This is a genomic window from Telluria sp. ZT3P25 (assembly GCF_059685895.1).
Genome location: NZ_JCASIJ010000001.1, coordinates 1,463,082 through 1,489,071, shown reverse-complemented (window position 1 = coordinate 1,489,071; position 25,990 = coordinate 1,463,082). Strand labels below are relative to the sequence as shown.

General features: G+C 67.0%; 19 protein-coding genes. 8 read left to right on the top strand and 11 right to left on the bottom strand.

What is annotated here, in order from left to right; all coding sequences use genetic code 11:
• Nucleotides 1-26 precede the first annotated feature (26 nt).
• Nucleotides 27-1,163, bottom strand: coding sequence for a metallophosphoesterase (locus tag AC56LY_RS06810; RefSeq protein WP_499577726.1), 1,137 nt, complete (start codon nt 1,161-1,163; stop codon nt 27-29).
• 196 nt (nt 1,164-1,359) lie between these two features.
• Between AC56LY_RS06810 and AC56LY_RS06805 the strand changes: the two genes are divergently transcribed.
• The 6 genes from AC56LY_RS06805 to AC56LY_RS06780 all read left to right on the top strand — a co-directional run bounded on the left by AC56LY_RS06805 (nt 1,360) and on the right by AC56LY_RS06780 (nt 9,335).
• Entirely contained in the window at nt 1,360-1,851 is a 492-nt protein-coding gene (locus tag AC56LY_RS06805) for a glycine zipper 2TM domain-containing protein (protein WP_183551681.1), read from the top strand.
• Between the two features lie 303 nt (nt 1,852-2,154).
• Nucleotides 2,155-3,123 (top strand): protein kinase domain-containing protein, encoded by a 969-nt coding sequence (locus tag AC56LY_RS06800; RefSeq protein ID WP_499577724.1) that lies wholly within the window; start codon nt 2,155-2,157, stop codon nt 3,121-3,123.
• Nucleotides 3,120-5,480, top strand: a complete 2,361-nt coding sequence (locus AC56LY_RS06795) for an FtsW/RodA/SpoVE family cell cycle protein (protein ID WP_499577721.1) — start codon at nt 3,120-3,122, stop codon at nt 5,478-5,480. The genes AC56LY_RS06800 and AC56LY_RS06795 overlap by 4 nt, the downstream gene beginning before the upstream one ends.
• Nucleotides 5,441-7,006, top strand: a complete 1,566-nt coding sequence (locus AC56LY_RS06790) for an RAD23 family protein (RefSeq protein WP_499577718.1) — start codon at nt 5,441-5,443, stop codon at nt 7,004-7,006. Before AC56LY_RS06795 ends, AC56LY_RS06790 begins: the two co-directional genes overlap by 40 nt.
• 7 nt (nt 7,007-7,013) lie before the next feature.
• Nucleotides 7,014-7,490 (top strand): SH3 domain-containing protein, encoded by a 477-nt coding sequence (locus AC56LY_RS06785; protein WP_499577714.1) that lies wholly within the window; start codon nt 7,014-7,016, stop codon nt 7,488-7,490.
• A gap of 141 nt (nt 7,491-7,631) precedes the next feature.
• The gene (locus AC56LY_RS06780; protein ID WP_499577712.1) at nt 7,632-9,335 is read left to right on the top strand and encodes a diguanylate cyclase; all 1,704 of its coding nucleotides are present in this window, start codon (nt 7,632-7,634) and stop codon (nt 9,333-9,335) included.
• Between the two features lie 39 nt (nt 9,336-9,374).
• Here the strand turns inward: AC56LY_RS06780 and AC56LY_RS06775 are convergent, their stop codons facing one another.
• From AC56LY_RS06775 to AC56LY_RS06755, 5 genes are all read right to left on the bottom strand, one after another.
• Complete coding sequence (locus tag AC56LY_RS06775) at nt 9,375-10,100, bottom strand: hypothetical protein (RefSeq protein ID WP_499577709.1); 726 nt, start codon at nt 10,098-10,100, stop codon at nt 9,375-9,377.
• A 69-nt stretch (nt 10,101-10,169) separates the two neighbouring features.
• Nucleotides 10,170-12,296, bottom strand: a complete 2,127-nt coding sequence (locus AC56LY_RS06770) for a putative bifunctional diguanylate cyclase/phosphodiesterase (protein ID WP_499577706.1) — start codon at nt 12,294-12,296, stop codon at nt 10,170-10,172.
• 36 nt (nt 12,297-12,332) lie between these two features.
• A complete protein-coding gene (locus AC56LY_RS06765; RefSeq protein WP_499577704.1) occupies nt 12,333-13,283 on the bottom strand; it encodes a polysaccharide pyruvyl transferase family protein in 951 nt (316 codons plus the stop codon).
• A gap of 20 nt (nt 13,284-13,303) precedes the next feature.
• Nucleotides 13,304-14,611, bottom strand: coding sequence for a lipopolysaccharide biosynthesis protein (locus AC56LY_RS06760; protein WP_499577701.1), 1,308 nt, complete (start codon nt 14,609-14,611; stop codon nt 13,304-13,306).
• 243 nt (nt 14,612-14,854) lie between these two features.
• On the bottom strand, nt 14,855-15,331 hold the full coding sequence (locus AC56LY_RS06755) for a GNAT family N-acetyltransferase (RefSeq protein WP_499577699.1): 477 nt from the start codon (nt 15,329-15,331) through the stop codon (nt 14,855-14,857).
• 174 nt (nt 15,332-15,505) lie between these two features.
• On the opposite strand from AC56LY_RS06755, the gene AC56LY_RS06750 reads away from it, so the two are divergent.
• The gene (locus AC56LY_RS06750) at nt 15,506-16,486 is read left to right on the top strand and encodes a PP2C family protein-serine/threonine phosphatase (protein ID WP_499577696.1); all 981 of its coding nucleotides are present in this window, start codon (nt 15,506-15,508) and stop codon (nt 16,484-16,486) included.
• A 138-nt stretch (nt 16,487-16,624) separates the two neighbouring features.
• Nucleotides 16,625-18,220, top strand: a complete 1,596-nt coding sequence (locus AC56LY_RS06745; protein WP_499577693.1) for an FHA domain-containing protein — start codon at nt 16,625-16,627, stop codon at nt 18,218-18,220.
• A gap of 201 nt (nt 18,221-18,421) precedes the next feature.
• On the opposite strand, the gene AC56LY_RS06740 is transcribed toward AC56LY_RS06745, so the two are convergent.
• From AC56LY_RS06740 to AC56LY_RS06720, 5 genes are all read right to left on the bottom strand, one after another.
• On the bottom strand, nt 18,422-19,312 hold the full coding sequence (locus AC56LY_RS06740; protein ID WP_499577690.1) for a pirin family protein: 891 nt from the start codon (nt 19,310-19,312) through the stop codon (nt 18,422-18,424).
• Between the two features lie 69 nt (nt 19,313-19,381).
• Nucleotides 19,382-21,658, bottom strand: coding sequence for an SUMF1/EgtB/PvdO family nonheme iron enzyme (locus AC56LY_RS06735; RefSeq protein WP_499577686.1), 2,277 nt, complete (start codon nt 21,656-21,658; stop codon nt 19,382-19,384).
• Between the two features lie 7 nt (nt 21,659-21,665).
• Complete coding sequence (locus AC56LY_RS06730) at nt 21,666-23,720, bottom strand: coiled-coil domain-containing protein (protein ID WP_499577683.1); 2,055 nt, start codon at nt 23,718-23,720, stop codon at nt 21,666-21,668.
• A 160-nt stretch (nt 23,721-23,880) separates the two neighbouring features.
• Entirely contained in the window at nt 23,881-24,888 is a 1,008-nt protein-coding gene (locus AC56LY_RS06725; RefSeq protein WP_499577682.1) for a hypothetical protein, read from the bottom strand.
• On the bottom strand, nt 24,885-25,973 hold the full coding sequence (locus tag AC56LY_RS06720) for a hypothetical protein (RefSeq protein ID WP_499577681.1): 1,089 nt from the start codon (nt 25,971-25,973) through the stop codon (nt 24,885-24,887). Before AC56LY_RS06720 ends, AC56LY_RS06725 begins: the two co-directional genes overlap by 4 nt.
• Nucleotides 25,974-25,990: the final 17 nt, after the last annotated feature.

The window sequence follows — 25,990 nt, the reverse complement described above, 5'->3', positions numbered from 1 at the left end:
GGAGAGGCCAGGCCCAGGCCCTGCCCTCAGGCCGCGACCAGACGCACCAGCGTGATTTCCGACGGCGCCCCGAAGCGCTTCGGTGGTCCCCAGTAGCCGGTGCCACGGCTCGTGTACACCCACATCTCGCGCACCCGGTTCAGGCCTGCCACGAAGGGCTGCTGCAGTGGCACGAACAAATTCCACGGAAAGAACTGGCCGCCGTGCGTATGGCCGGACAGTTGCAGATCGAACCCTGCTGCCGCTGCCGCCGTCGCGCTGCGTGGCTGGTGCGCGAGCAGCACGCGTGCACCGATGCCGGCCGGCGCGCCGGCCGCTGCACGTTGCGGATCGCTCTTGTGCTCGGGATGAAAATGGTGGGCGTGATAATCGGCAACGCCCGCGATCATCAGGCGCGCGTCGCCCTTGTGCACGATCACGTGCTGGTTCATCAGGACGTTCAGGCCCAGGCGCCGCACTTCGGCAATCCACTCGAGCGCGCCCGAGTAGTACTCGTGGTTACCGGTCACGAAGTACACGCCGTCGCCCGCGCGCAGGCGGCCCAGCGGTTCCGTGTGCGGCGCCAGGCGCTGTACGCTGCCGTCGACCAGGTCGCCTGTGACGGCAATCGCGTCCGCTTCCAGCGCATTGACCCTGTCGACGATCGCATTCAGATAGGCACGCTTGATGGTCGGGCCCACGTGCACGTCCGAAATCTGCGCGATCGTGTAGCCGTGCAGTGCCTCCGGCAAATCGCGGATCGGCACATCCACCTTGACGATGCGCGCTACCCGGCGTGCGTTGGCGTAACCGATCAGCGTCACCGTCAGCGCCACCAGCGGCACGGCCAGCGCGCTGATGTAGAGCAGCGGCACGCTCACCGCGCCAACCATCATCATGACCAGCAGCACCAGGTCGCGCAGCACCGTGGCAACCAGCAACGACGAGAACAGGCCCATCGACAGCAAGCCGACCCAGGCCACGGCATCGGACCAGCGGCGCCGGCGCATCGAGGCCGACATCAGCCCGACCGGCACCAGGATGCCCAGCAGGCACAGCAGTAATCCAGCGATCAGGTTGCCGACCATGCCCAGAGCCAGGTCAGGCAGCAGGCGCATGCCGATATACACCAGCAGCATGACCATCAGGAACAGAACAACGAGAAAGCTTCGGCTTGGGCGCATGATGGGAATAGATGAAAAGCAATATGAGCTACATGGGGCACATGGGCCGAGATGCAAGCAAGGATGTTACAGACCGGGCATGACTTGTAAAAATCTGTATTAGCAGATGGCACTATCAAGAAGCAAGAATATAGTGATTCTTACCCGGTGAGCGAGAACATCATTCCGATCTCCGCTGGGGTAAAAAGGAAAAGCCATGTTGAAATCGAAGACCTTTGGTGCTGTGCTGCTGGCCGCCGTCGCCGTATCGCCGGCGGCAATGGCCGGCGATCGTGGTACGAATACGGCCATCGGCGCCGTGCTCGGTGCAGTTGTCGGCCACACGGTCGGCGGCACCGGCGGCGCGGTGGCGGGCGGTGTGATCGGCGCAGCGGTGGGCAACTCGGTCCACTCGCGCGATGACCGTCGCCACTACGGCGATCGCGGTAACTATTACGACAATCGCGGCGGGTACTACCAGTCGCAACCGGCATATGTTCAGCAGCGTCCGGTATATGTGCAGCAGCGCCCTGTGTATGTCCAGCCACGCCCGGTGTATGTGGAATCGCGTCCGGTATATGTGCAACCGCGTCCCGTCTACGTCGAATACCGTGATGGTGGCCGCGGCTGGGACCGTCATGACCGCCGCGATCGTTATGACCGCCATGACCGCTGGGACCGCGATGACCGTCGCGGCTACGGCCGCTAACCCCGAAAGCCGCGCACTGCGCGGCTTTTTTTTTGCCGACAGGCGCCACAGCCGGGGTAACAGCTGGAGTCACACAGCTGGCACAGCTGGGGTCAGGTCTGACATTCGGACACGGCCTCAGCCTTAGCCACTGCCAACGGTGTCCTTCCCAGCAGTAGCGCGGCCCTTCGCTAGCCAGGCCCGGCTGCTCGACTGTCGGGTTCGTGTCCGAATGTCAGACCTGACCCTCGCTTTTTTAAACCCTTTCTCTTTCCCTCCGCTTTGCTTCCCCATCGGCGCCTTGCGCCATGCTCGGGGGATACCATGTACGACGCAGGCACCGTCATTTCGCTCACCGGCGGCCAATACCGCCTGTGCGAACCGTTGGCTGGCGCCGCTTATGGCGTTGTCTGGCGCGCCGACAGCCTGCATGCCACGGGCGCGGTTGCCCTCAAGCTCGTCAATCTCGACCAGATGGCGCGCGCACCGGCCGCACTGCGCACCCGCTGGCTGGACAGCGCCACGACCGAGATTGCGTTTCTGCGGAGCCTGGCGCCATGGGATGGCCGCCACATCGTGCGTCTGCTCGACAGCGGCGAGCATCTTGGTCTGCCGGCGCTGGCCCTGGAACTGCTCGACGGCGACCTGGCCGCTTACCTGGCAGAAGAAACCGCTGCCGGTCGCACGATCGCCCCGGCCCGCGCCCTCGCCTGGATCGGCCAGGTCAACCAGGCGCTGGCCAAGGTGCACGCCAGCGGCTGGCGCTACCTCGACCTGAAACCAGGCAACCTGCTGCTCGACCGCGCCACGGACACGCTCAAGCTTGCCGACTTCGGCACCAACCGGCGCCTGGACGACTTGCGCGCCCATACCTACGCCGGCACCGCCAACTGGCAGGCGCCCGAGCAGTTCTTCCCCGACATCGACGCCAGCGGCTACGCCACCGAAGCGCGCACCGATTATTTTGCCCTGGGCGCCCTCTTCTATTACCTCGTCTGCGGCCGACTGCTGCGTTACAGCAGCACCTGCGGCCAGGCCTGGCAAATGCATGGCCGCGACGGCGCCGCCGCTTTGCTGGCCGCGCACCAGGCGCGCCCGCCCGTGCTGCAACTCGATGAAGCGACGCTGTTTGCCAATCACCTGGGCCAGGCCGCTGTGCCGGGCCTGGCGCTGCTGCGCCGCCTGCTGGCCGACAGCCCTGCCGAGCGGCCGCAGCATGCGCTGGACATCAGCCGCCTGCTGGGGCAAGCGACCAGCCTGCTTGGCGCCCCACCAGCCAGGAGCGCAGCATGACACCCAGCCGCCAGCGCATCTCCTTCGGCGCCGCGACGGCCTCGGTCCTGCTCGCGCTGCTGTGCGCCGTGCAGCTGCTGGCCATCCTGCGCGCGCCTGCCGCCTGGCTGCCACGCGAGATCGCGGTGCGCCTGCAGCCGGGCGAATCGATCGTGCTGGGCCGCGCGGAACTGGGCGCGCCACGCGCCGCCGCGCGCCAGCTGACCCTACGGCGCGATGCAGGCGGTGCCTGGTGGCTGCGCAATCTGGAGCCGGTCCAGCCGATCGTGCTGCGCCGCGGCGACGCGCGTGCGCGCAGCAGCGACGTGCCCCTGGCGCGCGGCCAGCAGATCCAGGCCGGCGCCGACCGCTTCACCGTGCTCGCGCAGGATGCCGGCAGCGTGACGCTCTCGAACGGCCGGCGCACCTGGCGCTACGACGGCGCTACGCTGCTGCAGGACGGCGCACTGCAGCCGGCCTGCCCGGATGCTCCCCTCGCCAGTCGCGCCCTCGCGCTATGGAACCGCGTTACGCCGCAAGCGCTGGGTCTCGCGCGGCCCGTCAGTCTGGGCGGCTTGCTGTATTGCGGCAACCGGCTGGCCAGCAGCACGTTCGAGGCGGGCACAGCAATGCTGGGACGCCTTCCCGATGGCCGTATCGCGCTGTCGGCACGGGGTGACCAGCCAGTGCTCGTCTCGAGCGCAAGCGGCTGGGAAGATGCCGCGCAGCGCGACCAGTCGCTGGCGGCCACCGATGCCTTTGCTGTCGGCCGCACTGTCTTCACGCTGACGCCGAATGGCGACATGCTGCACTTGACGCCATCGGGCCAGGTCGCGCTGTCGAACGCGCCGCAGGTCCAGCTGCCGGACGCCGTGCAATGGCAGTGGCAGGAACGTACGCTGTTTGCGCTGCCTGCCCCCACGCCGCTGGCATGGGCCGCCGCGCTCGGCGTGCTGCTGATGGGTGCGTTCAGCGTCGTGCCGCTGCTGCGTCAGCGCGTCGCCGGCGCACGCCTCGTCCTGCCGCTGATTGCGGCGCTGATCGCGGCCACCGCAACGCTGCTGCTGATCGCCCAGCGCAGCAGTGGCGCGCCCGGTGTCGGCATCTCGCTGCTGCTGGCCTGGGCCACGCTGTGGCTGACGCTGCGTTTTCAGGCGCGCATCAGTTTGCTGCCCGCCGCCGCTGTGCTGCTGCTCGGTACCGGCCTGCTGGTGCAGCTCGAGATGGGCCTGGGTGCGAGCGACACCGCCTGGCTGCGCCACTTCCAGAATTCCACCGCCCTGCTGGGCCTGGGCTTGCCCGGCGCGCTGCTGCTGTTGTCCTCCGTCGGCCGCAACAACCTGTCGCGCCCCGTCACCGAGCGCGTGCTCCTGACCCTGGCCGGGATCGCGCTGATCGGCGTGCTGCTGCAGGTCTGCTTCGGCAGCGAGACGGGCGTGTTCGACGTCCAGCCATTCGAGTTCGCCAAGTTTGCACTGGCCGCGCTCAGCGCCCATTGCCTGGCACTGGTCGCCGGTGGCGCGACGCACCAGCAGCGCAACTGGCGCTTCTGGCTGCGCATGGCCGCGCCCGTGCTGCTGTTCGTGTTCCTGCTGGGGGTCGCTCTGGTGCGGGTCGACGATTATTCGCCACTGGTGCTGCTGCTGGTCTGGAGCAGCGCGATGGCGCTGGTCTGGTGCGCAAGCCGTGGCCGGCGCGCCGCCCTCATGACGGCCGCCTGCACCATCTGCCTGCTGGTGGCAGGCGGCGCAGCGCTGCGTAGCGGTGGGGCCTTCCTCGGCGCGCTGGGCTTTTATCCCGAGCGGTTCCAGGTCTGGAGCGCGCCGACCGTCCACCCGCACACAGGCCAGCAGATGCTGCTGGGCGCACGCGCCATCGCCCAGGGCGGGTGGCTGGGGGCCGACCACGCGTTTGGTCTCGCGGCGCTGGGCGGCGCGGCCGGCGACGCACTGGCGATCCCCGCGATTCAGGACGACTTCGCGCCGGCCTTCCTGCTGCAGCGCCACGGCCTGGCCGCCGGCCTGGCGCTGTGGACGCTGCAGGCGCTGTTTCTGGTGGCGCTGGTGCGTGTCGCCGCCGGCGCCTGGGGCCGCGCGCTGGCCGCCAACGATTTCCGGCGCGCCTGGCTGGGCCGCTTCCAGTGCTTTGCGCTGTGCGGCGGCGCGGCGTTCGTCGCCGGCCACCTGCTGCTGTCGTGGGGTACCAATCTGGCGATGTTTCCGATCATGGGCCAGCCGATGAGTTTTCTGTCGGCCGGCGGCTCGCACCTGCTGTTTTTCATCTGCCCCCTGCTAGCGTTTGGCATGGCAAGCACCCCATTCAACGAGGAGATTCAATCATGCCGGTCTATGTCCAACACGAAGTCCTGGGCAAGGTAGAAGACGTGTTCAATGCCGATGCGCTGTGGCAGGCGCCCGGTCTGTCGCTGTTCTCGCGCCGCGCGCTACTGCGCGACCTGCTCGAACGTTCGCCGCGCGAACTGCGCGGCCGCGCCGCGACCCGCTGCTTCTCGCACGTGACGCTGGTGCTGCCGCAGGACGACGTCGACGACGACCGCCACCTGACCCGCGGCGCGCGCGTGCGGGACCTGGCGCAGTCACTGGCCGCGCTGCACCAGAAGGATTTCGGCGACCTGCTCGGCGGCGATGAGGTGCGCTATTTCATTTCGGGCGACGAGCGCATCGCGCCGGGCGAAGTGCAGGTCAAGTTCGGCCACGCCGTCTACCTGCCGGCGCCGGGCGAACAGGTGCAGTATACGGTGACCGCCTCGCGCGACAGCGCGATCTGGCAGCCCGTATGCGCGATCTACCCGAATCAGCGCCTGACCCTGGTGGGCATGGACCCCGCCAACGCCACGTTCGCCGTACCGGGCTGGCCGTTCGGTCCGGACGGTGGCCTGCTTTTGGTGAACGACGGACCGGAAGCGCCCCTCGAACTGCAGGTGCGCCCGAAAGACAGTTTCGACTGCGTCTTCGACGCTGCCAATGGCTACTACGTCCTGCGCGGCAAGGGTGCGAGCGCCCAGCGCCTGCTGCTCAGGATCAGCCGCGCGGGCGCCGCCGCGCGGCCAACGATGGCTGCGCCTGCTGCAGCCGCCGCACCAGCCACCGCGCCGCAGCGCAGCCCGGCCGTCTGGAAGTCGCGCAGCAGCACGCCGCCGGCCGACCTGACCGCAATGCCGCTGGCGGCGCCAGCGCCCGTGGCCACCCCCGTACCAGCACCCACGCCGGAAGCCGACGCCACCTACGCGCCGGTCGCACGTCATCGCATCACGCTGGCCGCGCTGGCCTTGCCGCGTCTGAGCCGCTACCGCGACACGGGTGCGCAGGCGCTCGAAGTGGGCCTGGATGCACAACTGGTGCCAGCGGCGCCCGGCAAGGACAACGTGATCCGTTTCGCCATCGACGATGCCGACGAACTGCACGCGATCACCCCGGCCGGTCGCCAGCGCATCGCCGTGCCATCGCAGTTCTCGCCGATGGACGGGGCCAGCATCGGCCTGCTCGCCGCGCCGCAGTCGATGACCGAGCGCTACAGCGCCCTGCTGGTGCTGCCGCAAGGCCCGTCGCAGCCGGCGGCCGCCGGCTCGCGCCTGACATTCGGGCGTGGCATGCCGTCGCTGGCCGCGCTGCGCGTGCTCGATGCGCCGCAGTTCGTACGCCAGGCCGACGGCGCCGCCGCCAGCGCCGACCGGCTCGGCCTGTCGCGCAGCGCCTTCAGCTGGGAAGCGTCTAGCGATGGCCTGCGCGTCGTGCGCCTGTCGCCAAGCCAGGCGCTGTACCACCTCGACGCTGAGCTGGCTCTGGTGGCGCAGATCGACGCGGCCACGCAAGATGCGCCGTACCTGATCCCGCCGGGCCATCACCTGGTGGCCGGCCACTACGTGCTGCGCTTCGATGCCTGAGGCCAGCATGCCATCGTCGATCCACATGGCGGCGCATTTCGCCACGTACATTGGCGCGTTCGGCGCGGCCCTCGTGCTGACGCTGTGCGCCTGCGCGTGGCTGACGCCGCGCGCCTGGTGGCACCGGCCCAACGCACGCGCACTGGGCGTGCTGGTGGCCGGCACCGCCGCCGGCGGCGCACTGCTGCTGACGCTGTTCGGCATGCCGGCGACGAAGCCACCACCAGTCCAACTGGCCGGGACAGCGCTGCCGGCAACTGACGTGCCCGTGGCCGGCGCACCCTACCGCGTGCGCGATGCACTCAATCTGCGCGTCGCAGGCGGCATCGGCGCCGAGCGCCTGCTGGTCGTGCCGGGCGGTACGCGCGTAATTGCGACGGGCGAGCGCGATGGCGACTGGTGGCAGGTGCGCGCCATGCTCGATGGCCGGGATGTCGAAGGCTGGGCGAGCAGCCTGTGGCTGCGGCGCGCGGACGAACGCTGAGCTGCCCTTCCCATATCGGTGCGGCCAAAACCAGACATCTGGCCCCATCGCCCAAACAGACGTGGAAACAGACAGCTTTTTCACTTATGGCCAATGCATAGCAGGGTTATGATTGCACATGATCAATTATTTCCCTAAGGCATGCTTTCTCGACTCGACCCCAGCCTGAAGGTATTCGGTGCGCTGATCATCATCATCGTGACCTGTCTCGCCACACTGCCCTGTATCAGCAGCTACCAGGCGAACGCTACTTTGCGCAACCTGCAAGACGGCGCGAAAAAGGAACGTGCATACAATCTCGCGCTGAGCTTGCTGAAAGATGCCGAGACCGGACAACGCGGCTTCCTGATCGGCAGCGACGAGAGCTTCCTGGACCCGTATAACGTCGGCGTTGCCGGCATTCCCGCGGCGCTCGAGGATTTGCATCGGCTCGCCAGTTCGGACCAGGAGCGAACCCTGGTCGCACGTATTGCCAGTCTCAGCCAGGCCAAGGTTCTCGAGATGGACAGCAGCATCCGCCTGAAAAGGGCGGGCAAAACCCAGGCGGCCATCGATGCCGTGGCGAGCCAGAAAGGCAAACTCCTGATGGACGAGCTGCGCACGCTGTTCGGCCGCCAGATTTATGTGTTGGCCGAGCATCGCAAGGTGCTGCGTGAGGATCTGTCGTCAACGCTGGGATACAACTCCGCGCTCGGGATTGGCGCCGCCCTGGCCAGCCTTGTCGTGATCGTGGCCACGGTGCTCATCGTCACCAGGAGCTTGAACAAGCAGGCGGAAGTGGCTCACCAGTCGCAGTTACTGGCCGAGAACAATGCGTTACTGGCGAAGCAGTCCGCGGTGCGGGCGGAGCGCCTGTCGGTGGCAGCGGAGATGTTGCACGCGCTGGACAGCGTCAAGGCGCCGTCCGAACTGGCCCGCATGCTGCCGGTATTCCTGCGCAAACTATTACCGGACACGGCTGGCGCGGTGTATCTCTACCGCAATTCGCGCGATGCACTCGAACTCAATGCATCCTGGAATCTGACCGATACGGCGCCTCCTACCATCGCCCGCGATGAGTGCTGGTGTCTGCGGCTGGGCAAAATGCATGTCGCAACGGCGCAGCACGACCTGTTCTGCAATCACGGTACGTCCTGGATCGGCAAGTATGCATCCCAGACGTGCGTCCCGATGATCTCTCAAGGCGATGTCGTCGGTGTTCTGATGGTCCTGGACGACCGGACCGAAGAAAACCTGAGCGACAGCATGCACATCATCGCGCTGGCCGAGCAGCTGAGCCTGGCGATCAGCAACGTCTCGCTGCGCGACACGCTGCGCCACCAGTCAACGGTCGATCCGCTCACCGGCCTGTACAACCGGCGCTTCTTCGACGAATCGCTCAAGCGCGAGCTGGCGCGCGCCCAGCGCAGCCAGAGCGCCTGTTCTGTGGTGATGATCGACCTGGACCATTTCAAGCGCGTCAACGACACCTACGGCCATGAAGGCGGCGATCTGGTACTGAAGGCCGCCAGTCACGCCATCCTGCAACGGGTGCGCGCAAGCGACGTCGTGTGCCGCTACGGTGGCGAAGAACTGGTGCTGATGCTGCCGGACTGCAGTGCCGACGAAGCCGAGAAATGCGCCGAGGGCATCCGTGCGTCGATTGGCGGCATCGTGATCGAGCACGCGGGACAGACCATTTCGGGTATTTCAGCATCGTTCGGTGTCGCGCAGTGGCCCGGGCATGGCAATGGCGAACAGGCTCTGCTGTCCGCCGCTGACCGTGCCCTGTACGCGGCAAAGAAAGGTGGACGCAACCAGGTGGTGGTCGCTGACGTCGATATGTCGGTGCTGGAAGGCGCCTAGTCGCCAACGAGCCGGGAAGCAGCGTTGCTGCTACGCGGCTCAGTCACGCGCCGTACGCCATTCCTGCGGCCGCGCCGGCTCTTCATCCTTCGGACAGGTCGTGATGCGCTGCTTGCCGTGCTTCTCGAACATCTCGACATCGGTCGTCGGCGCGCGGTCCGTCAGGCAGTAGGTGCCGTTTCCGGTAATGACACGGGTGCGCCGCGCGCCGTCGCCCGTGTTGTTGACCAGTTCAGCGACGCGCGGTGCCTCCCACAGGCGCGGCGGCGCCATCTCGCGCGCATGCTCGATGCCACGGCGCAGGCGCAGTTGCGGGCTGTCCGGCGGCAGCACGATCGTCGGCTGGCGTTCCTTGCGTAGTGCCCGATCGATGTCGCCGATGCTGCGGCGTGCGCTGTCCATGATGGCAGCCGTGCTGGGAATGACCGGTTCGGCCGGTGCTGGCGGCGCATCCGGTACTGGCGCGCTCACCGATCGCTGCTGCGCTGTTTGCGTCTTTCCCTGCACTGCAGGCACAGTCTGCTGCGGCATGCTGCGCTGCGGGGCTGGCACCGCCTCCTGCTGAACCGGCTCGACATCGACCATCCGCGGCACCGGCACCGGCAGGCGTAGCCACAGCATCGCCGCATCGTCACCCGTGACCGGCCCCGGCAAGGGGCGCGCGAACTGCCACGCCAGGATCAACACCCCATGCACGAGCAGCGTCGCCACAAGGCCCCTGCTACGGTGGTCGGTGAAGCGATAACGCAAAGTGGCATGGTTCATGTGGGCCAGTATAGCCAGCCCGATGGCGTTACTTACTCAACAATTCTCACCAATCACGACCCTGCCCCGTTACGCCGCCGCAGGCTGTTCGCTGGCGGCGCGCAGCGCCATCAACGACGTGATCAGGTGGGCCGGCAATGGCCGGCTGACGAGGTAGCCCTGGATCTGGTCGCACCCGTGCGCGATCAGGAAGGCCTTTTGCGCTGTCGTCTCGACGCCCTCGGCGACGACCTGCACGTTCAGGATGTGCGCCATCGTGATGATCGCGTTGACGATGGCGGCGTCGTCGGCATTGGTGGTGACGTCGCGAATGAAGGCGATATCGATCTTGAGCTTGTCGATCGGAAAGCGACGCAGATAGGCCAGACTCGAATAGCCGGTGCCAAAGTCGTCAACCGACACCTGGATGCCCTGCGCCCGCAGGTTGCTCAGGCACTGCATCGTGCGCTCCGTGTTAATCATCAGCGACGTCTCGGTCAGTTCCAGTTCGAGCAGCGCGGCCGGCACGCCATGCCCGGCCAGCGCGCGCAGCACGTCGCCTTCGAGGTCGCCCTCGGCGAACTGGCGCCCCGCGATATTGACCGACACCTGCATCGGCCCCGTCGTCCCGAGCGTCCAGGCCTTGATCTGGCGGCAGGCGGCGTCGATCACCCAGCGCCCGACGCGCACGATCAGCCCCGTCTCTTCGAGCACCGGCACGAACAGGCCCGGCGACACCAGCCCATGGCCGGGCCGGTCCCAGCGCAGCAGCGCTTCGACCCCGACGATCTTGTCCGACCCCAACAGCAGCTTGGGCTGGTAATACAGTTCGAACTCTTCGTTGTCGACCGCCTTGCGCAGCGCGTGCTCGAGATCCTGACGCTGCAGCGCATCGGCGTTCATCTGCGCCGTGAAGAAGCGATAGGTGTCGCGCCCGGCCTGCTTGGCCTCGTACATCGCGGTGTCGGCGTACTGGATCAGCACCTCGGGGTCGTTGCCGTCTTCGGGATGGACCGTGATGCCGATGCTGGCCGTGACGATCACCTCGAAGCCGCGCAGGTTAAACGGCGGATACAGCACCTCGGCGATGCAGCCGGCCACGATGGTCGCGCGTGCCGGGTCCTGGTCAAGCATCAGGATCAGGCCGAATTCATCCCCGCCCAGGCGCGCGACGGTATCGCGCGCGCCGACACAGGTGGCAAGACGGGCGCTGAACTGCACCAGCAGCTCGTCGCCCATGGCATGACCGAGCGTGTCGTTGACGTTCTTGAAGCGATCAAGGTCGAGAAAGACCACCGCAACCTGCGCACTGGCGTCCTGCGTGGCCCGCACGGTGCTATGCAGCGCCTCGTAGAACCAGGCGCGGTTGGGCAGGCCGGTGAGCACGTCGTGGCTGGCCTGGTACTGCAGGATTTGCTGCGCGACCCGGCGCTCGGTGATGTCGCGCACCACGCTGACGATGATCCAGTCGTTCCCGGACAACAGGGCCTGGCGGTGAATTTCGACGTCCACCGACCGGCCATCCTTGCAGTGCAGCGTGACCTCGCTCAGCCTCGGCTTGATCCGGCCACCCGGCATGGGCTCGAACATCGCCTCGAGTTCATCGTGCGTCGCCGCGCCCAGCGCCACCGGTCCCAGGTTCAGCATCTCGGCGCGCGTGTAACCCAGCATCGCGCAGGTGGTGTCATTGACCTCGACAAAACGCATCGTGTCGCGGCTGACCAGCATCAGCGCGTCCGGCGTCGCATTCATGGCCGTACGAAAGCGCAGCAGGTCGGCGGTGCGGGCAGCGATTTTCTGCTCAAGCACGACAACCTGGTCTTCCAGGTCGCCCATATCCTTCAGGCGCAGCAGATTGCGCACCCGCAGTCCGAGCTCCGTTGGATCGACCGGTTTGCTCAGGAATTCCTCGGCCCCTGCCGCCAGCCCGGCCTGGCGCGTGCCGATGTCGTCGTCGCCGGTGACCATGATGATCGGGATGTTCTCGGTGGCCGGATCGGCCTTCAGGATACTGGCGACCTGGCAGCCGTCGATGCCCGTCATCGACTGCGCGATCAGGATCAGGTCGGGCGCGTCGGAGGCGACTGAGGACAGCGCTTCTTCGCCGCTGGCGGCGCTCGTCGTTTCATAGCCTCCGGGCGCCAGCAGGTCGGCCAGCCGGTCGCGGCTCCTGGCTTCATCGTCGACGATCAGGACCGTCGGGGCGGAGGTGGTCATGGGGTTACTATCCTTCGAAAAAAAGCGGGCATGCGGTCATACCTTCACCAGTCGCACCAGGTCACTGTGCGCCGTCCATTCGTCGATGTAGGTCGAATTCTTGCCGTAACTGTTGTCGATCACGGTGTGTGGCTTGTCCATCAGGCACGCCAGGATATGACCGTGCAGGCGGTCGGTGACGATATGCTCATGGCGCGCAAACAGCGCCACGGCGCGGGACGAAAAACGCTGCGCGACCGGGATCCAGTACCACGGCCCGATCAGCTTCTTGCAGGTCTGCCAGCCGCGCTTGATGAAGGCGGCCTGAATGCGCCAGGCAAAGTCGATCAATCGCTTTTCCTTGCCCACGACCTCGATCCAGTCGGTACGGGTGTCGAACCGCGCATCCTTGAGCGACGCCGGCACGACGGGTTTTTCCGTGTCGACGCGCTCGATGCGCAGCACGCCGGCGCCGCCGCCGCCGCCCCCAGCGCTGGCGATGGGATACAACTGGTGCGCCATGTCCGGCGCCAGGTACACGTGTCCGGAAAACAGGTTCGCAATACGCTGCGAGGCTTTGTCCCGCACAAAGATATGGACATCGGGGTGGCGGCGAAACACGGCAACCGACCGGTCACGCGTTACCTCGCTCGTGAAGAACACGGTTTGCGGCAGCAGCACGATGCGGTTGTTCGGGAAGCGCGTGATGATCTGTTCGCGTATCTCGTTGATGTTCGCATAGAGGTCGCCGAAATTGCCGCCTCCGTGAAACACCAGGATATCGTCCGGCTTGACCCATGACGGATCGAACGCCCAGGACGTCGATATCGTCCGCGGAGACAGGCGCTTCTTTTTGAAGAACGCCAGCGTGCCCTGCATGATCAGCAAATCACCGATGTTGTCGTGCATCGGAATATCGATGTAATGAAAGTCTCTGCCCTTGAGCAAATCATGAATCGAGTCATGCTTGTTTTGCAAATCCAGCATCATCGAACGATGGTTATTCAAGGCTACTCCCCAAAAATGCTTTACTTGGCGCGCGTCAGCAGCCGGCGCAACAGTGCAATGTCGCTGCGGGTCGGGATGAAGTCGGGCATCGGCTCCTTGAGCCGGCGCACCCCCAGGATAATCGTCGTGATCAGGCGCAGGCACGCCCCTGCCAGCATCAACCCGGCCAGCCAGACATAGGTATTTTCCTGCGGCAGAAAAGGAATCGCGATCAGCACGGGAACCACGGCAATGATCTGGCGCGCCAGCACCAGGCCCGGTTGCCCGGCAGCGGTGAAACGTTGTGCCAGCGTCCAGCTGGCCCCGCCAATCACGCATTCGAACAACAGAATGGCAAACGGCATCGTCATCGCCGCAAACGACTTGCCATACACCAGATTGAGCAGCCAGGGCGACAGTGCCGCGCCGAGCGCGGCCAGTATCATCAGCGGCATGAACGTCACGCGGAACGTGGTGCGCACGGCCTGGCTCAGGGCTTGTTCATCCCGCCCGGCAAAGCGCGAGAACAGCGCGACCGAGGCCGATTCCTGCACCGCGCCGATCAGGCGCGACGTCGTGAATGCGAGCGCGTAAAAGCCGTATTCGCGGATCGTGCCGCGATTGAGCAAAAACAGCTTGTCAAAATTGACCAGAAACAGGCTCAGCAAACCAATGCCCTGCTGGTGAAAACCATAGCGCAAGACGCCCCAAGGCTGCACCGGCGCCTTGACCTCGGTGTTCAGTTGCCAGATCCGGTGCTTGCGCGCCCACCACAGCCCCATGGTCGTGACACCGACCAGCATCAGCAACTGCGTGGCCAGAATCTGTTCGAACGTCACCACGTCGAACCACAGCACCAGCGGCAGCATCAGGACCAGATTGCCGAACACCTGGGTAAACCGCAGGATGTTGAAGAAATGGAGATCCGAGTGCAGCTGCGTGAGCGTGAAGACATACATCTGGCTCGCCATGAATGCGGCGAACGCCAGCACCAGCCACATGAACCGGTGCAGCTGCACCGCGTCGCTCAATTGCAGGCCGGCTGCCGCCAGTGCAACGGCGAAGATGCTGATACTCAGCAGTGACAGAAGAAAGAAGCGCAGATACGGAAACTGCCTCGCCGCGCCAAAGTGATACAGATAGCTACTGCCCATGCCGCACTGCGCGACACCGGCAGAAAGCGAGGAGATCAGGATGGCGGCCGACAGCAGGCCGCGCCCTTCCGGGCCCAAGATGCGCGCGGTAATCACGGAGGAGATGAAACCCACCACAGTCATGCCCATCGTGGTCATCAGGGTCTTGCCAAACGCGCGCGACATGGAAGGCATCGACGACGCTGTCGCGCTCATGCCCATGTCCCCCGCGCCGCCCCGGCCGGGACGTTTGCAGGAAGTTCGCGGATCAGGTTATTCAGGGTCATCATCATCAAAACTCTTCGAGCACGGCGCACCAATGCGCCGCTCAGGCCCGATCGATACGGAGCGACCGCCATTGTAACCTGCTGCCAAAACGAAAACTTTTGTCGCGCGGCAATATATACTGAAAGTGCACAGCGTGTCACCTGGCGCTTGCGCGACGACGGCCCAACCCGTTCAATCCCCTGCCCAGCCGAGCAGCATCGGATTGAACGACAGTCCCTTGACGCACTGGATCGGCGCCACCCGCACGAAGCCCAACCGTTCATATGCAGGCACGGCGTAGTTCGATGCGTTGACCGTGAAATTGCCGTCCCCGCCGCGCGCGATGGCGGCAGCGCGCGCGGTGTGCCACAAGCGCCGCGCGAGGCCTTGCCGCTGCCAGGCCGTGCCGACGAACAGATGAAACAGATGGCTGTTATCGCGGATCGCGATGAAGCCGGCCAGCCGGTCGCCGTCGAGCGCCACATGGCAGACGTACCCGCGCGCCAGGTAGCCGCGGATGCCGTTCTCGTCATTTTCAGCCAGAAAAGTCGCGGCGCCGAGCGGTGTCGATTCGTGCACGATGAATTCCAGCGCCAGGCTGCGCAGCAGCGCGGCCATGGCCGGCGCCAGGACCGGCACGTCAGCAGCATCGAGGGGGCGAATGTCCATGGCACGATTTAAAAAAGGTGGTGGAAACGTCAACATACCATGACCGCTGTCCCGGGTTGCAGTTTCATTGCCGGTGAGTGAAGCGGATAACAGCCTTTGCTCGACGCATGGCTTGCCTGCAAACAGTAGTACAGTGACATCACTCTGTGTCATCAAACCACCCTGCCCCTGCCCATGCCACCGACGCTTGCCGACTTTCGCTTTGCCCCCTCCTTCGACGTCGCCGTGGCCAGCCGCGTGGGCGTGGGCACCGCCATGCGCAGTGAAAACCAGGACAACCTCGTGCTCATCGATTTCGACGGCCGAGCCTGCCATCTGCACGACCAGCAGCCGCTCGTCACGACGATTGCCGGCTGGCCCGCCGGGCACGGCCGCCTGGCGGTCCTCGACGGGATGGGCGGCCATGGTCACGGACGCGAAGCGGCCGAAGCGCTCGCTGCCGGTCTTCTCGCCATGCCGCCCTGCACATCGCTCGACGGGTTGACAGCGCATCTCGATGCGCTGCACGCGACGCTGCAGGCGCGATTTGCCGATGGCGCCGGCGCAACGGGCCGGCCCGGTACCACGCTGACGCTGCTCGAGCTGCCGCCGGGCGCTGCGCCGCTGCTGTATCACGTGGGCGACTCACGGTTGTACGAACTCGATGCGCAGCAGGCCACGGCGCTGACGGTCGACCACGTGCCGGCGACTGGCGCTGCACTGGCCGGCCGGCTGGGCGAAGCCGAATGGTGGCGCGACGTCCATGGCCGCCACGCGCCGCAGATTGCCCAGGCATTCATTCTGGGCAATGCGTTTGCCGATCCGTCCCGCTTGTCAGACGGCCTGTTCGCCCTGACGCCCGCCAACCTGCCATGCTGGCTGAGCCACCTGCCCGACCGCCGCGCACTGCAATTACGGGCCGACGCCGCGTATCTGCTGGCCACCGACGGGTTCTGGTCGTGCGCGCAGCCGGATGCGTTTGTCGCGCGCTGGCCGGCGCTGCTCGCCGATGCACCGGCGGCGGCAACGCTTGTCGAGCGCCTGTTCGGGCTGATGGAACACGAACCACCGGCCGGCCTGCAGCCGGATAATCTGACGGCGCTCGTCCTGCGCCCCCGGCCGCGCCACGCCGATGAAACGGCCTTGCCACTGGACGACGACAACGTGCATTATTGAACGTTGGAAAGATAACAAATTAATTTGATGCCGTAGGAAAATAATGTTGTTAATCAACGAGCTTGGTGCGCCGTGCCTGATGAAAACAGCGTAAGCTTGCAATACTGTTTTCGACTTTTCCTGACTGGTTAATTTGACATGAATCGCTGCCGCAATCCCGCGCATCCGCATTGCACCGTCTGGGTCGCCCCAGGCGAGGTGCGGTGCGCGCACGGGCATGCCCAGCCCGAGGCAGCGGCCGTTGCCTACCAGGCACATGCGACGCCCTTGCCGCAGTCCGCGCATCCTGTCGTCGATGGCTTGCCGGCCAGTTTCGACACGATCAGCGCCGTGCGCACGCGGCGTGATACGGTCGTCCCGGCAACCTCGCCGGTACCTGAACCGCCCAGCCTGCAGCGTCCGCAATTGCACATCAGCGGGTTCGATCCGCGCGCGGCCGGTGGCCGCCAGGCGCTGCGTCTCGAACTGCGCGGCATGCCGATGGATTGTGCGCCCGACGTGCGCATGCTCGTGCACTCGGCGCTGCGCCTGCACGGCGGCGAAAGCTACGCCTTCCAGCGCACCTCGCGCGGCGACTGGCGGCCGCTGTTTCTCGAATTCTCGTCGCGCGGCCTCGAGCACGGCCAGTACCGCATCGAGATCGAGCTGCACAGCCGCCACGCGCATGCGCCCGAGGCCAGCCGCACCTGGACCTGCTCGCCGGTGATCCTGGTGCCGCGCCAGGACGCGAGCCTGGGCGAAATCCACCAGACCTTCCTCGCCACGCACAAGAACGTGCGCGTCACGGCCGACGATGCCGGCATCGCCCGCGTCAATGCACCGGGCGGCGGCCGGATCGACATCGACGTCGTCGCCCGCAATGCATCCATCGCCCACCTGAACCTGGATGGCGGCAATGGCAGCGGCAAGATCGATATGGGCATGACTACCATTGCCTGGGACGAAGACCTGATCGAGATCGATCTGCCCGCCGAGCCCGCCGCGCATCCGTGCCTGACCGACAGCGCGTGCCTCGTGCACGCCGAAGCCGATTCGGCCACGCAGCGCCACGTGCGCCTGTTCGCGCTGGATGAATTCACGCTCGGCCGCTTCGAACACGACGCACCCGATGCCGACGTGCTGCTGGCCCATCATGGCGACACGGGCATGGATCCCGGTGGCCTGACGCGCCGGCTGTCGGGGCGCCACGCCATCATCCGCCGCAGCCGCGCCGGGTTCGAGATCGAAGACGTGTCGCGCTACGGCGTGCTGCTCGACGGCGTCTGGCCCGGCAAGCACATGCCGGTCCAGCTGCGCCTGGGCATGCGCATCGAACTGACGGCCAGCATCAAGGGCATCGTCACGCTCGAGGTGACGGCGCTGCTGGCGCATGCAGTCGTGCTGCACCGGCTCGACGCCGGCGCCCGCGCCGAGTGTTTTTATCTGATGGCGCCGGATGCCTTGCCGCCTGTTGGTCAGGCGGCGCTCAACGGCGCCAGCGCTGGCGCGCAGCCAGTGACCATGCCGCGCGCTGTCGCCCTGCCGCTGCTGTTCCACCGTGACGGCGGCTTTTGGCAACGCGACCGGGCAAGCGGGCGCGATGCGCCACTGGCTACCAGTGGCACGCTCGATCGCGTGCAACAGCCCGGCATCGGCATGGCGGCGCGCTTTGTCCCCAATGCCTATCCCGAGGCGCGCGCTGACCGCCGCAGCGTCGACCGCCGCAGCCTGCTTGCTGCTGCCCTCAGCGCCTGATCAGCCGTACGACGGCACCAGCACCAGAAAAACCAGCGCCGCACCTGCCAGCATCACTGCCTGCAGGGCGAACACGATCGCCGGCGCACGCAGGTGTTCAGGAATTTTCATGGCATCACCTCATTCGTATTGACACGTACAGGGTGATACCAGATTACGCCCGCCCGCACCGAACGGGCGCGCGTTAGCCGCGCGGCAAGGTCAGTCGCGGCGCCAGGTTGGCGGCCACTGCGGCAGCGGGATGCGTTCGTTGTCGCCTGCCAGGGGCACGAAGCGGTTGTCTTCCCAGTCACGCGCTGCCTGTTCGATCCGCTCACGGCTGCTCGAGACGAAGTTCCAGAAAATGAAGCGCTTGCCGTCGAGCGGCGCGCCGCCGATCACGACAAAGCGTGCGCCGGCAGCGGCGCTCACCCGCACCGCCGCCCCCGGCTCGAGCATGGCCATCGTGTTGGCGGGCACCGGCTCACCGTCGATCTCGATCGTGCCGAATGGCGCGTACAGCGCGGTTTCATCGGGCAAGTCGTCCAGTTCGATGGCGCCACCGGGCGCCAGCTGCACATCGAGATACAGCGTCTGGCTGAAGGTCGGCACGGGCGAGGTCTGGCCGAACGCACTGCCCACCAGCAGCCGCACCGTGGCGCCCGGTAATGTAATTTCGGGAATCCGGTCGGCCGGCGTGTGGCTGAACGCAGCGGGCGTTTCTTCGTGTTCGCGCGGCAGCGCTGCCCACAGTTGCAGCCCGTGCGTGCGGCGCGTGCGCTCGAGCAGATCGTCGGGCGTGCGCTCGGAATGCACGATGCCGCTGCCGGCCGTCATCCAGTTGACAGCGCCCGGCTCAATGCGCTGCTCGGTGCCCAGACTGTCGCGGTGCATGATCGCGCCTTCGAACAGGTACGTGACCGTGGCCAGCCCGATATGCGGGTGCGGCCGCACATCGTGACGGGCGCCGGCAGGCGCTTCCACAGGCCCCATATGGTCGAAAAACAGGAAGGGCCCGATGGATTGCCGGGCCGCAGCGGGCAACATGCGGCGCACGGTGAAACCGCCGCCCAGGTCTTTATCGTGGGATCGAAACAGGTGCGCGATGGCCATGGCAGGTATCGTAAAAAGAAAGGTAATGCCTGACTGTACACCGGATTGCCCGGCGCCTTCCAGTCCTGCCTACATCAGTTCGCGTACCACGCGCAGACCGACGATATCATTCGACAGCACCGCGGAAAAGCCATTGCGCAGCGCCGAGCGCAGGTAGCGCGGGTTATACAGCCACGAGCCGCCACGCAGGATGCGGCGCACCTGGTCGCCCCCCGTTTCCCAGGCGCTGCCGTCGTTTGGCGCGCCGTCGTAGTTGTCGTGCACGACGTCCTGCACCCATTCCCAGACATTGCCGTGCATGTCGTGCAGGCCCCAGGCGTTCGGTGCGAAGGTATCGACCTTCGTGGTGCCGTGCCGGAACTCGCCGCGCGGCCCGCCGTTGTAGGTGAACGTGCCGTCGAAATTGGCCTGCGTCGTGGCGATCGTGTCGCCCGTGTTGAACGCCGTCTTGGTGCCGGCGCGACACGCGTACTCCCATTCGGCTTCGCTCGGCAAGCGATAGCGCTTGCCGGTCGCTGCGCTCAGCCATGCGACGTATTGCAGCGCATCGAACCACGTGACGCCGACCACCGGATGGTCGTCGGTTTGCGGGAAGCCGGGCGCGGCCCAGTCGACTTCACCGGCCGGCTGCCAGGCGCTCGCGCGTGCGAAGGCGCGCCACTCGCCCACCGTCACCGGGTAGCGGCCCATCGCGAACGGGCGCTCGATGCCGATCCAGTGCTGCGGCGTTTCACGCGCGATCCAGTTCTTTTGCGAGCCGGCCGCCATCGCGATGCGGCGCTCGTGCTCAGGCGAGCCCATCTGGAAGCGGCCCGTCTGGATCAGCACCATCGCCGGGCCATTGCCGCTGCCGTCGATGAAGGCATCGCGCAGGATGCCCGTGTCGGCGATCGCCGCCGCCGCCGTTGGCGCATCTGCCAGCGCCACGGCCGCCGCTGCGTCGGGCGCCCGCTCCTGGCTGACCGATTCGCTGGCGCTACCTGCTGCGGCATCCTCGCGTGCTTTTTTCTGCTGCGCCAGATAGGCTGCTGCGGCCTTGAGTTGCGCGGCCTTGCGCGCCGCTTCTTCCTTGGCCGCCTGGGTCTTGGCAACTTCTTCGTCGCGCCGGGCCAGCAATTGCTGGCGCAGCGATTCCTTGCGCGCCAGGCGTGCCTGTTCAGCTTCGAGCCGTTCACGCCGCTGCTGCTCGCGCAGCTGGACGCGGCGCTGCTCGTCCTGCTGCGCCTTGATGACGGCGGCCGCCTCGGCGTCGATCGCACGCCGTGCAGCCAGTTCGCGCGCCACGCGTTCCTGCTCGATGCGCTCGCGGGCATCCTGCGCCGCCAGTTCCACCGCCGACGGCCCGGCCGCCGCGCGGATCGCCGCCAGCAGCGCGTGCACGCTGGCCGGGCGCGCCGCCGGATCGCGCCCGAAGCCGCCGCGCAGCACCTCCCACTGGCGCGCGCCCAGCGTCTCGGGCACGGTGCCGCCGGGCTCGCCGGGCAGCACGCCGGTGAGCAGCTGGTGGATCATGACCGCGACCGCATACACGTCCAGCGTGGGCTCCGGTGTGCGGCCTTCCATCACGGCTTCCGGCGCGCGGTAGCCGGCCGTGCCGGACGTGGCCGGTGCGTCGAGCTGCGACGCCGGGCCACTGGCGCGCGCGCGCGCCGCGATCCCGAAGTCGAGCAGCTTGACGTCGCCCTTGGTCGTGACGAACACATTCCCGGGCTTGATGTCGCGGTGGACCAGGTGATGCCGTTCCCACGCATAGTCCAGCGCAGCGGCGACCGGATCGAGCAAGGCCAGCACGCGCGCCAGTGGCAGGCGGCCTTCGCGCGCCAGTACGGCATCGAGGTCCTCGCCTTCGAGGTATTCCATGATCAGGAAAAAACTCGACGTGGCCGGGTCCTGCGCCCATTCGTAGACGCGCACGATGTGCTCGTGCGCCAGGCGCCGCGCGCGCGTGGCTTCCTGAATCAGGAGCTTGGCGTGGCTGGCGGCGGATGTCGCATGCGCCGGCAGGATCTTGAGCGCGACCTGGGCGCTGTGTCCCAGCTCGGCGTGCGTGGCCAGGTCGGTCGCCTGCCATACCTGGCCCATGCCGCCGTGCGCGATCAGACGTTCGAGCCGGTAGCGCCGGTTTTGCGGGCCGATTTCCTGGCCCGTCATCAGGCCGATTTCGGTGCCCGGGCGCGCTGCAGGCGCAGAAGCGTCGTAGAGCGCATCCGGATCCGCAGGCCGCTCGCCAGGCTGGTAGGCCGCGTCGAGGATCGCGTTCTTGCGCAGCTCGAACTCTTGCCGGCTCAGCAGGCCGTCGTCGTGCAGTGCGCGCAGTTCGCGGATCTTGTCGATGGCTGTTTGCATTGATCGATCAGGCAGACGGCGCCCCGCCGCAGGCGGCGCACACGCGATCGTCGCGTTGCAGGGCGTGGCCGCGCACACACTGGCGCGCGCCCGCCACGCCGGCCTGCGCATGCAGGGCGGCCTTGTTCACGTCGTTTTGAAGGGTCAACAGGTCGAGCTGATGGCGCCGGTCCTTGTCCACTTCGCCTTCGCGCCGCGCCTGTTCATCGCGCACCAGTTGCGCCGCCGCGCGCGCTGCTTCGCCCGGCTCGACCTTGCCGGCGCCGGCGACGCCGGCCAGCGCCGTCAACTGGTCGGCGTCCATGTCGGCATGCACGCGTGTTTTCAGGTAATCGGCCAGCACGACGGCATTGGCGGCGTCGGCCAGGGCCAGCTTGGCCGTGTCGTCCATCGCGCCCAGCGCCGCGGCGCGCTCCAGCGCCAGGCGCGCGAGCGCGATCTCGTGGGCCCGCTCGCCCGCGCGGGCGGCTTCGCCCAGACCGGCGCGGCGTTCGTCGGCATGCAGCGTCACGTCCTGCAGCGAGCGCGCCTGCAGTGCTTCGAGCTCGATCGTGCGCTGCAGTTTGTCCTGCTGGGCCTCGGCATCGAGCTTGCCGGCGCCGCGCCGCGCGCCTTCGATGCGCTGGCGTGCCTGTTCGTCTTCCCATTCCTGCGTGCGGCCGGCCTCGCGCAGGCGCGCATCGTTAGCAAGCTTCAGGGCCTGGTGGCGCGCCTGGTACTCGGCTTCGTCGATTTCGCGCATGCGGCGCGCCGCTTCGGCTTCGCTCTCGCGCAGGCGAATCAGTTCGTCACGCTGGCGCGTCGCGTCCTCGATCAGGCGCGCCTGGTCGATCTTGTGGCGGATCTGCTGCTGCAGCAACTGCTGCGAGAAACGCTGCTGCGCCGACTGGCGCGCATGCTGTGCTTCCTGCTGGGCGCTGGCGACTTCGGCGCGCATGTGCACGCCGGCCAGCGCGCGCAGGTGCTGCCACTGCGCCGCTTCGTCGGCGCGCTGCGCCCCTTTTTGCGCGGCCTCGTGCTGCAGCTCGGCCAGCACCTGGCCAGCGCCCTGCGCCATTGCCTGCTCGCGCGAGGTGGCTTCGAGGATGCGGCCATACAGTTCGATCTGGCGTGCACGCACGCCGTGTGCGCGGTCGGCGCCCTGCAGCGACATTTCGGCGCGCGCAATCGCGTCGTCCTGGCGCAGTTCGGCGCGCCGGATGCGCAGGCGCGCCTCTTCTTCGCTGCGCTTGATGCGCTGCCATTCTTCGGCCGTGTACAGCTCGTCCAGATGGCGCTTGTGCGCCAGTTGCACGTGCTGCTCGTCGGCCGCCAGCCACATGCTGCCCACGCGCGCGCGATTGGCGTCGTATTTGTCGTGGCGCAGCTCCACCGTCTGCACGCTCGTCACGGCCAGGCCATAGTCGGCCAGCAGGAGCTTGAGGCCGCCCTGCAGGCGTTCGTCGAGTTCTTCGCGCAGCGCGCCGCCAGCGGCCATCTCGCGGATCGAGCGCGCGCCGATGAATTCCAGCGCCAGCTGGCGCACCGGATGCGCGAGCAGTTCGCGCAACTCGGGCGTGCCGATGGTGCCAGGCGTGGTCATGAAGTGACGCGCAAAGGCCGGAACGTTCTCGATTTTAATGCTGACCGTGAAGCGCACCGAAATCGCAAGCTGTTCGCAGGTGGGAATGTCGTCGAAGTCGAATGGCACCGGCAGCGCCGTCGTGCGCGTGACGAGGATTTCGGCGTGCTGGTCGCGCAGCAAATGGTTCAGGCGCGTGAAGAAGCCTTCGAGTTCATATTCACCCTGCGGCACCTCGGTCGCCTTGTCGCCCTGCAGGATGAAGCCGCGCGCCGTGGCGGGCACGCGCAGCGTCTTGACGAACAGCCCGGACAATTCACGCAGCCCGAAGAACACGGCCAGTTCATCGGGCGCGGGCACCCAGCGGTTCTCGACCAGTACCGGCTTGCTGCGCGGCGCGCCCAGGATCACGCCGCAGCCCGCGCAGTAGCGTGCATCGACCGCATTCTTGCGCTCGCAGCGCGGGCAGCTGGCGCCATTTACTCCGAACATGTGCAACATAGCCGACTCCGTTTTCTCTCTTGCCTTCTGCTTGCCAACCTGCTGTCGAACCTGTCGACGAATCTGCCGACGAACCTGCCGACGAACCTGCCGATTCTAGCAGCGCACGATCTCTGGCCGCGGTGCGCTCGCGCACACCCGCGATGTCAAACCCGCGATCTCAAATGATGCCGATGCGCTCAACACACGCGAGGCTCGCGCCGCGCGCGCGCAACGCTTCGCGCATGCCCTGGGGCAGCGCGTGTTCCCACGCCTTGGGCAGCAGGATGCGGTCGCCCGGCCCCGCTTCGCGCAGGATCAGCGCGCACTTCGGCGCCAGCGCGTCCACCGCCTCGACCTTGCCTGCATGCCAGGCGCTCGACGTGCCGGTGGCGATCACCCTGCCCCGCGCCATGAATTCGCGGCCCCGCGCGATCCGGTCGGCCATCACCAGCGCCAGGCCGTACGAGTCGCCCGAAAACCCCGTTTCGCCAAAGCGCACCGTGGTTTTCCACTGACCCTGGCCACGGCCATCGAAATGCCGGGCGCCGGCCAGCACGGATCGCACCTGGCCCTGACGCAGTGCATCGAGGTCCGGCACGCTGATCGCGTCGTCATCGTCGCCACCAAGGGCATTCGCCAATGGCCGTACGCTCACCTCGACCCAGCCAAGATCATCGCGGTCGCCGCCGCTGTGCAGCGGGAACCAGGCGCGCGCGCTGGCTGTCGCTGCGCCCGGATCCGGCTGGCCCGTCAGCGCGCCCAGGTGCGGCAAGGCGTCCGGGCCGCCCGCCAGCACGCCATCCGGCACATTGACCAGTGCGCGGCCGTCGATCCGTCCCAGGTGCCAGGCGTCGGACCAGCCATTGGCCACCACGGGTCGCGCCGCTTGATACACGCCGCGTACGATACGGTCGGCCAGCACCGCGGCCAGTTCCCAGTCGCGCGCGGCCGGATCCAACGCGCGATCCGCGCTGAGCACCACCTGGTCGCGGCTGTCGTAACGCGGCTCGGTATGGCGCGCCAGGCGCACCACCTGCTGCATCCGTTCAACCTGCGCCGGCGCACCGGGCACGCTGCACTTGACGTCGGCGCGGCCCGCGCGTGGGCGACGCGTCGCAGTGATCGTGAGCATGCTGCCGTCCGGCAGGATACTGCGGCAGCTTGCTTCAAGAACGGGCGCCGTCATGCCGTCACCTCATCCTGCACCTGCGTGAGACGGCGCGCGCCAGTTTCGACCTCGAGATTGGCAACGATGCGGTCGGCTTCATCGAACAGCACGTCGAGCGGTCCCTCGCCGGCGACCTTCATGCGCGCCAGCAGCGCCCAGGCTTCGTCGAGCGCGGCGGCGGCGCGGCGGCTGTGGCGCGCGCGGCGCAGCTGCTCCTCGGGTGCCAATGGCTGGCCGGGCGCGGCCAGTTCCAGCGCCGGCATTGTGCCGACCGACAGGCTGACCAGATCGAGCCGGCGCAGCAACTCCTGGTGCTGGCGGAACCGCCCCTGATCGGCCGGCAGCACTGCCATGCGCACCGCGCACATCAGGCACGGCAGCTCCAGGAACAGGCGCCGCAATGCGCGGGCATCTTCGCAGGCCGGCACGAATGCTTCCGCTGGCATGATCGTCAACGCCGCAGCGGGTCCGGCCGACGCCCCCGCAGTCGCAAGCACGGCCTGCGCTGCCAGGCGTGCTTCGAGCAGCGCCGAGTAATCGTGCGTTGCGGCGAGATCGACCGGCACGCAATCGTCGACGGTCACGCCAAAGCGCGTGTACATCAACTGGTTGAATCCCGACCGGAACGTATTCCATTCTTCGAGCGTCGTGCAGGGCGGCAGTTCGAGGTTGCCCTGGGCCAGCTCGCGCTGCAGCGCAGTTTGCGCCAATCCGCCAAAGCCCGCGAGGTCGACCGCGCTACCCGCTTCGCTGGCCAGGAACAGGTCGAAACGCTGGTGCGTGGCGCGTGGATCGCTGGCATCCACCGCAAAACTCACGCGCAGGCCGATCTCGGGCGCGCCTGCAAACGGGACGAGGTCACAGGTGTACGGCCCCGGATGAACGCACCAGGCGGTTTCCCCTTCCAGCGCTGCGATGCGGCTGCCCGATGCCAGACGCCGGCTGCGGCCACCACGGTCGACCAGCACGGCAGCGCATGGCGCAGGAATGGTGATGCCCGATGGCGCCGGCAACGCGATCGCCACGCTGCCGAGCAGGGTCGCGTCGAACGCGTCCTGGCGTGGCGGGCGTCGCAGGGGATTCCTGAACAGTGAACCTAGCATCGTTATCCTTGAGCGAA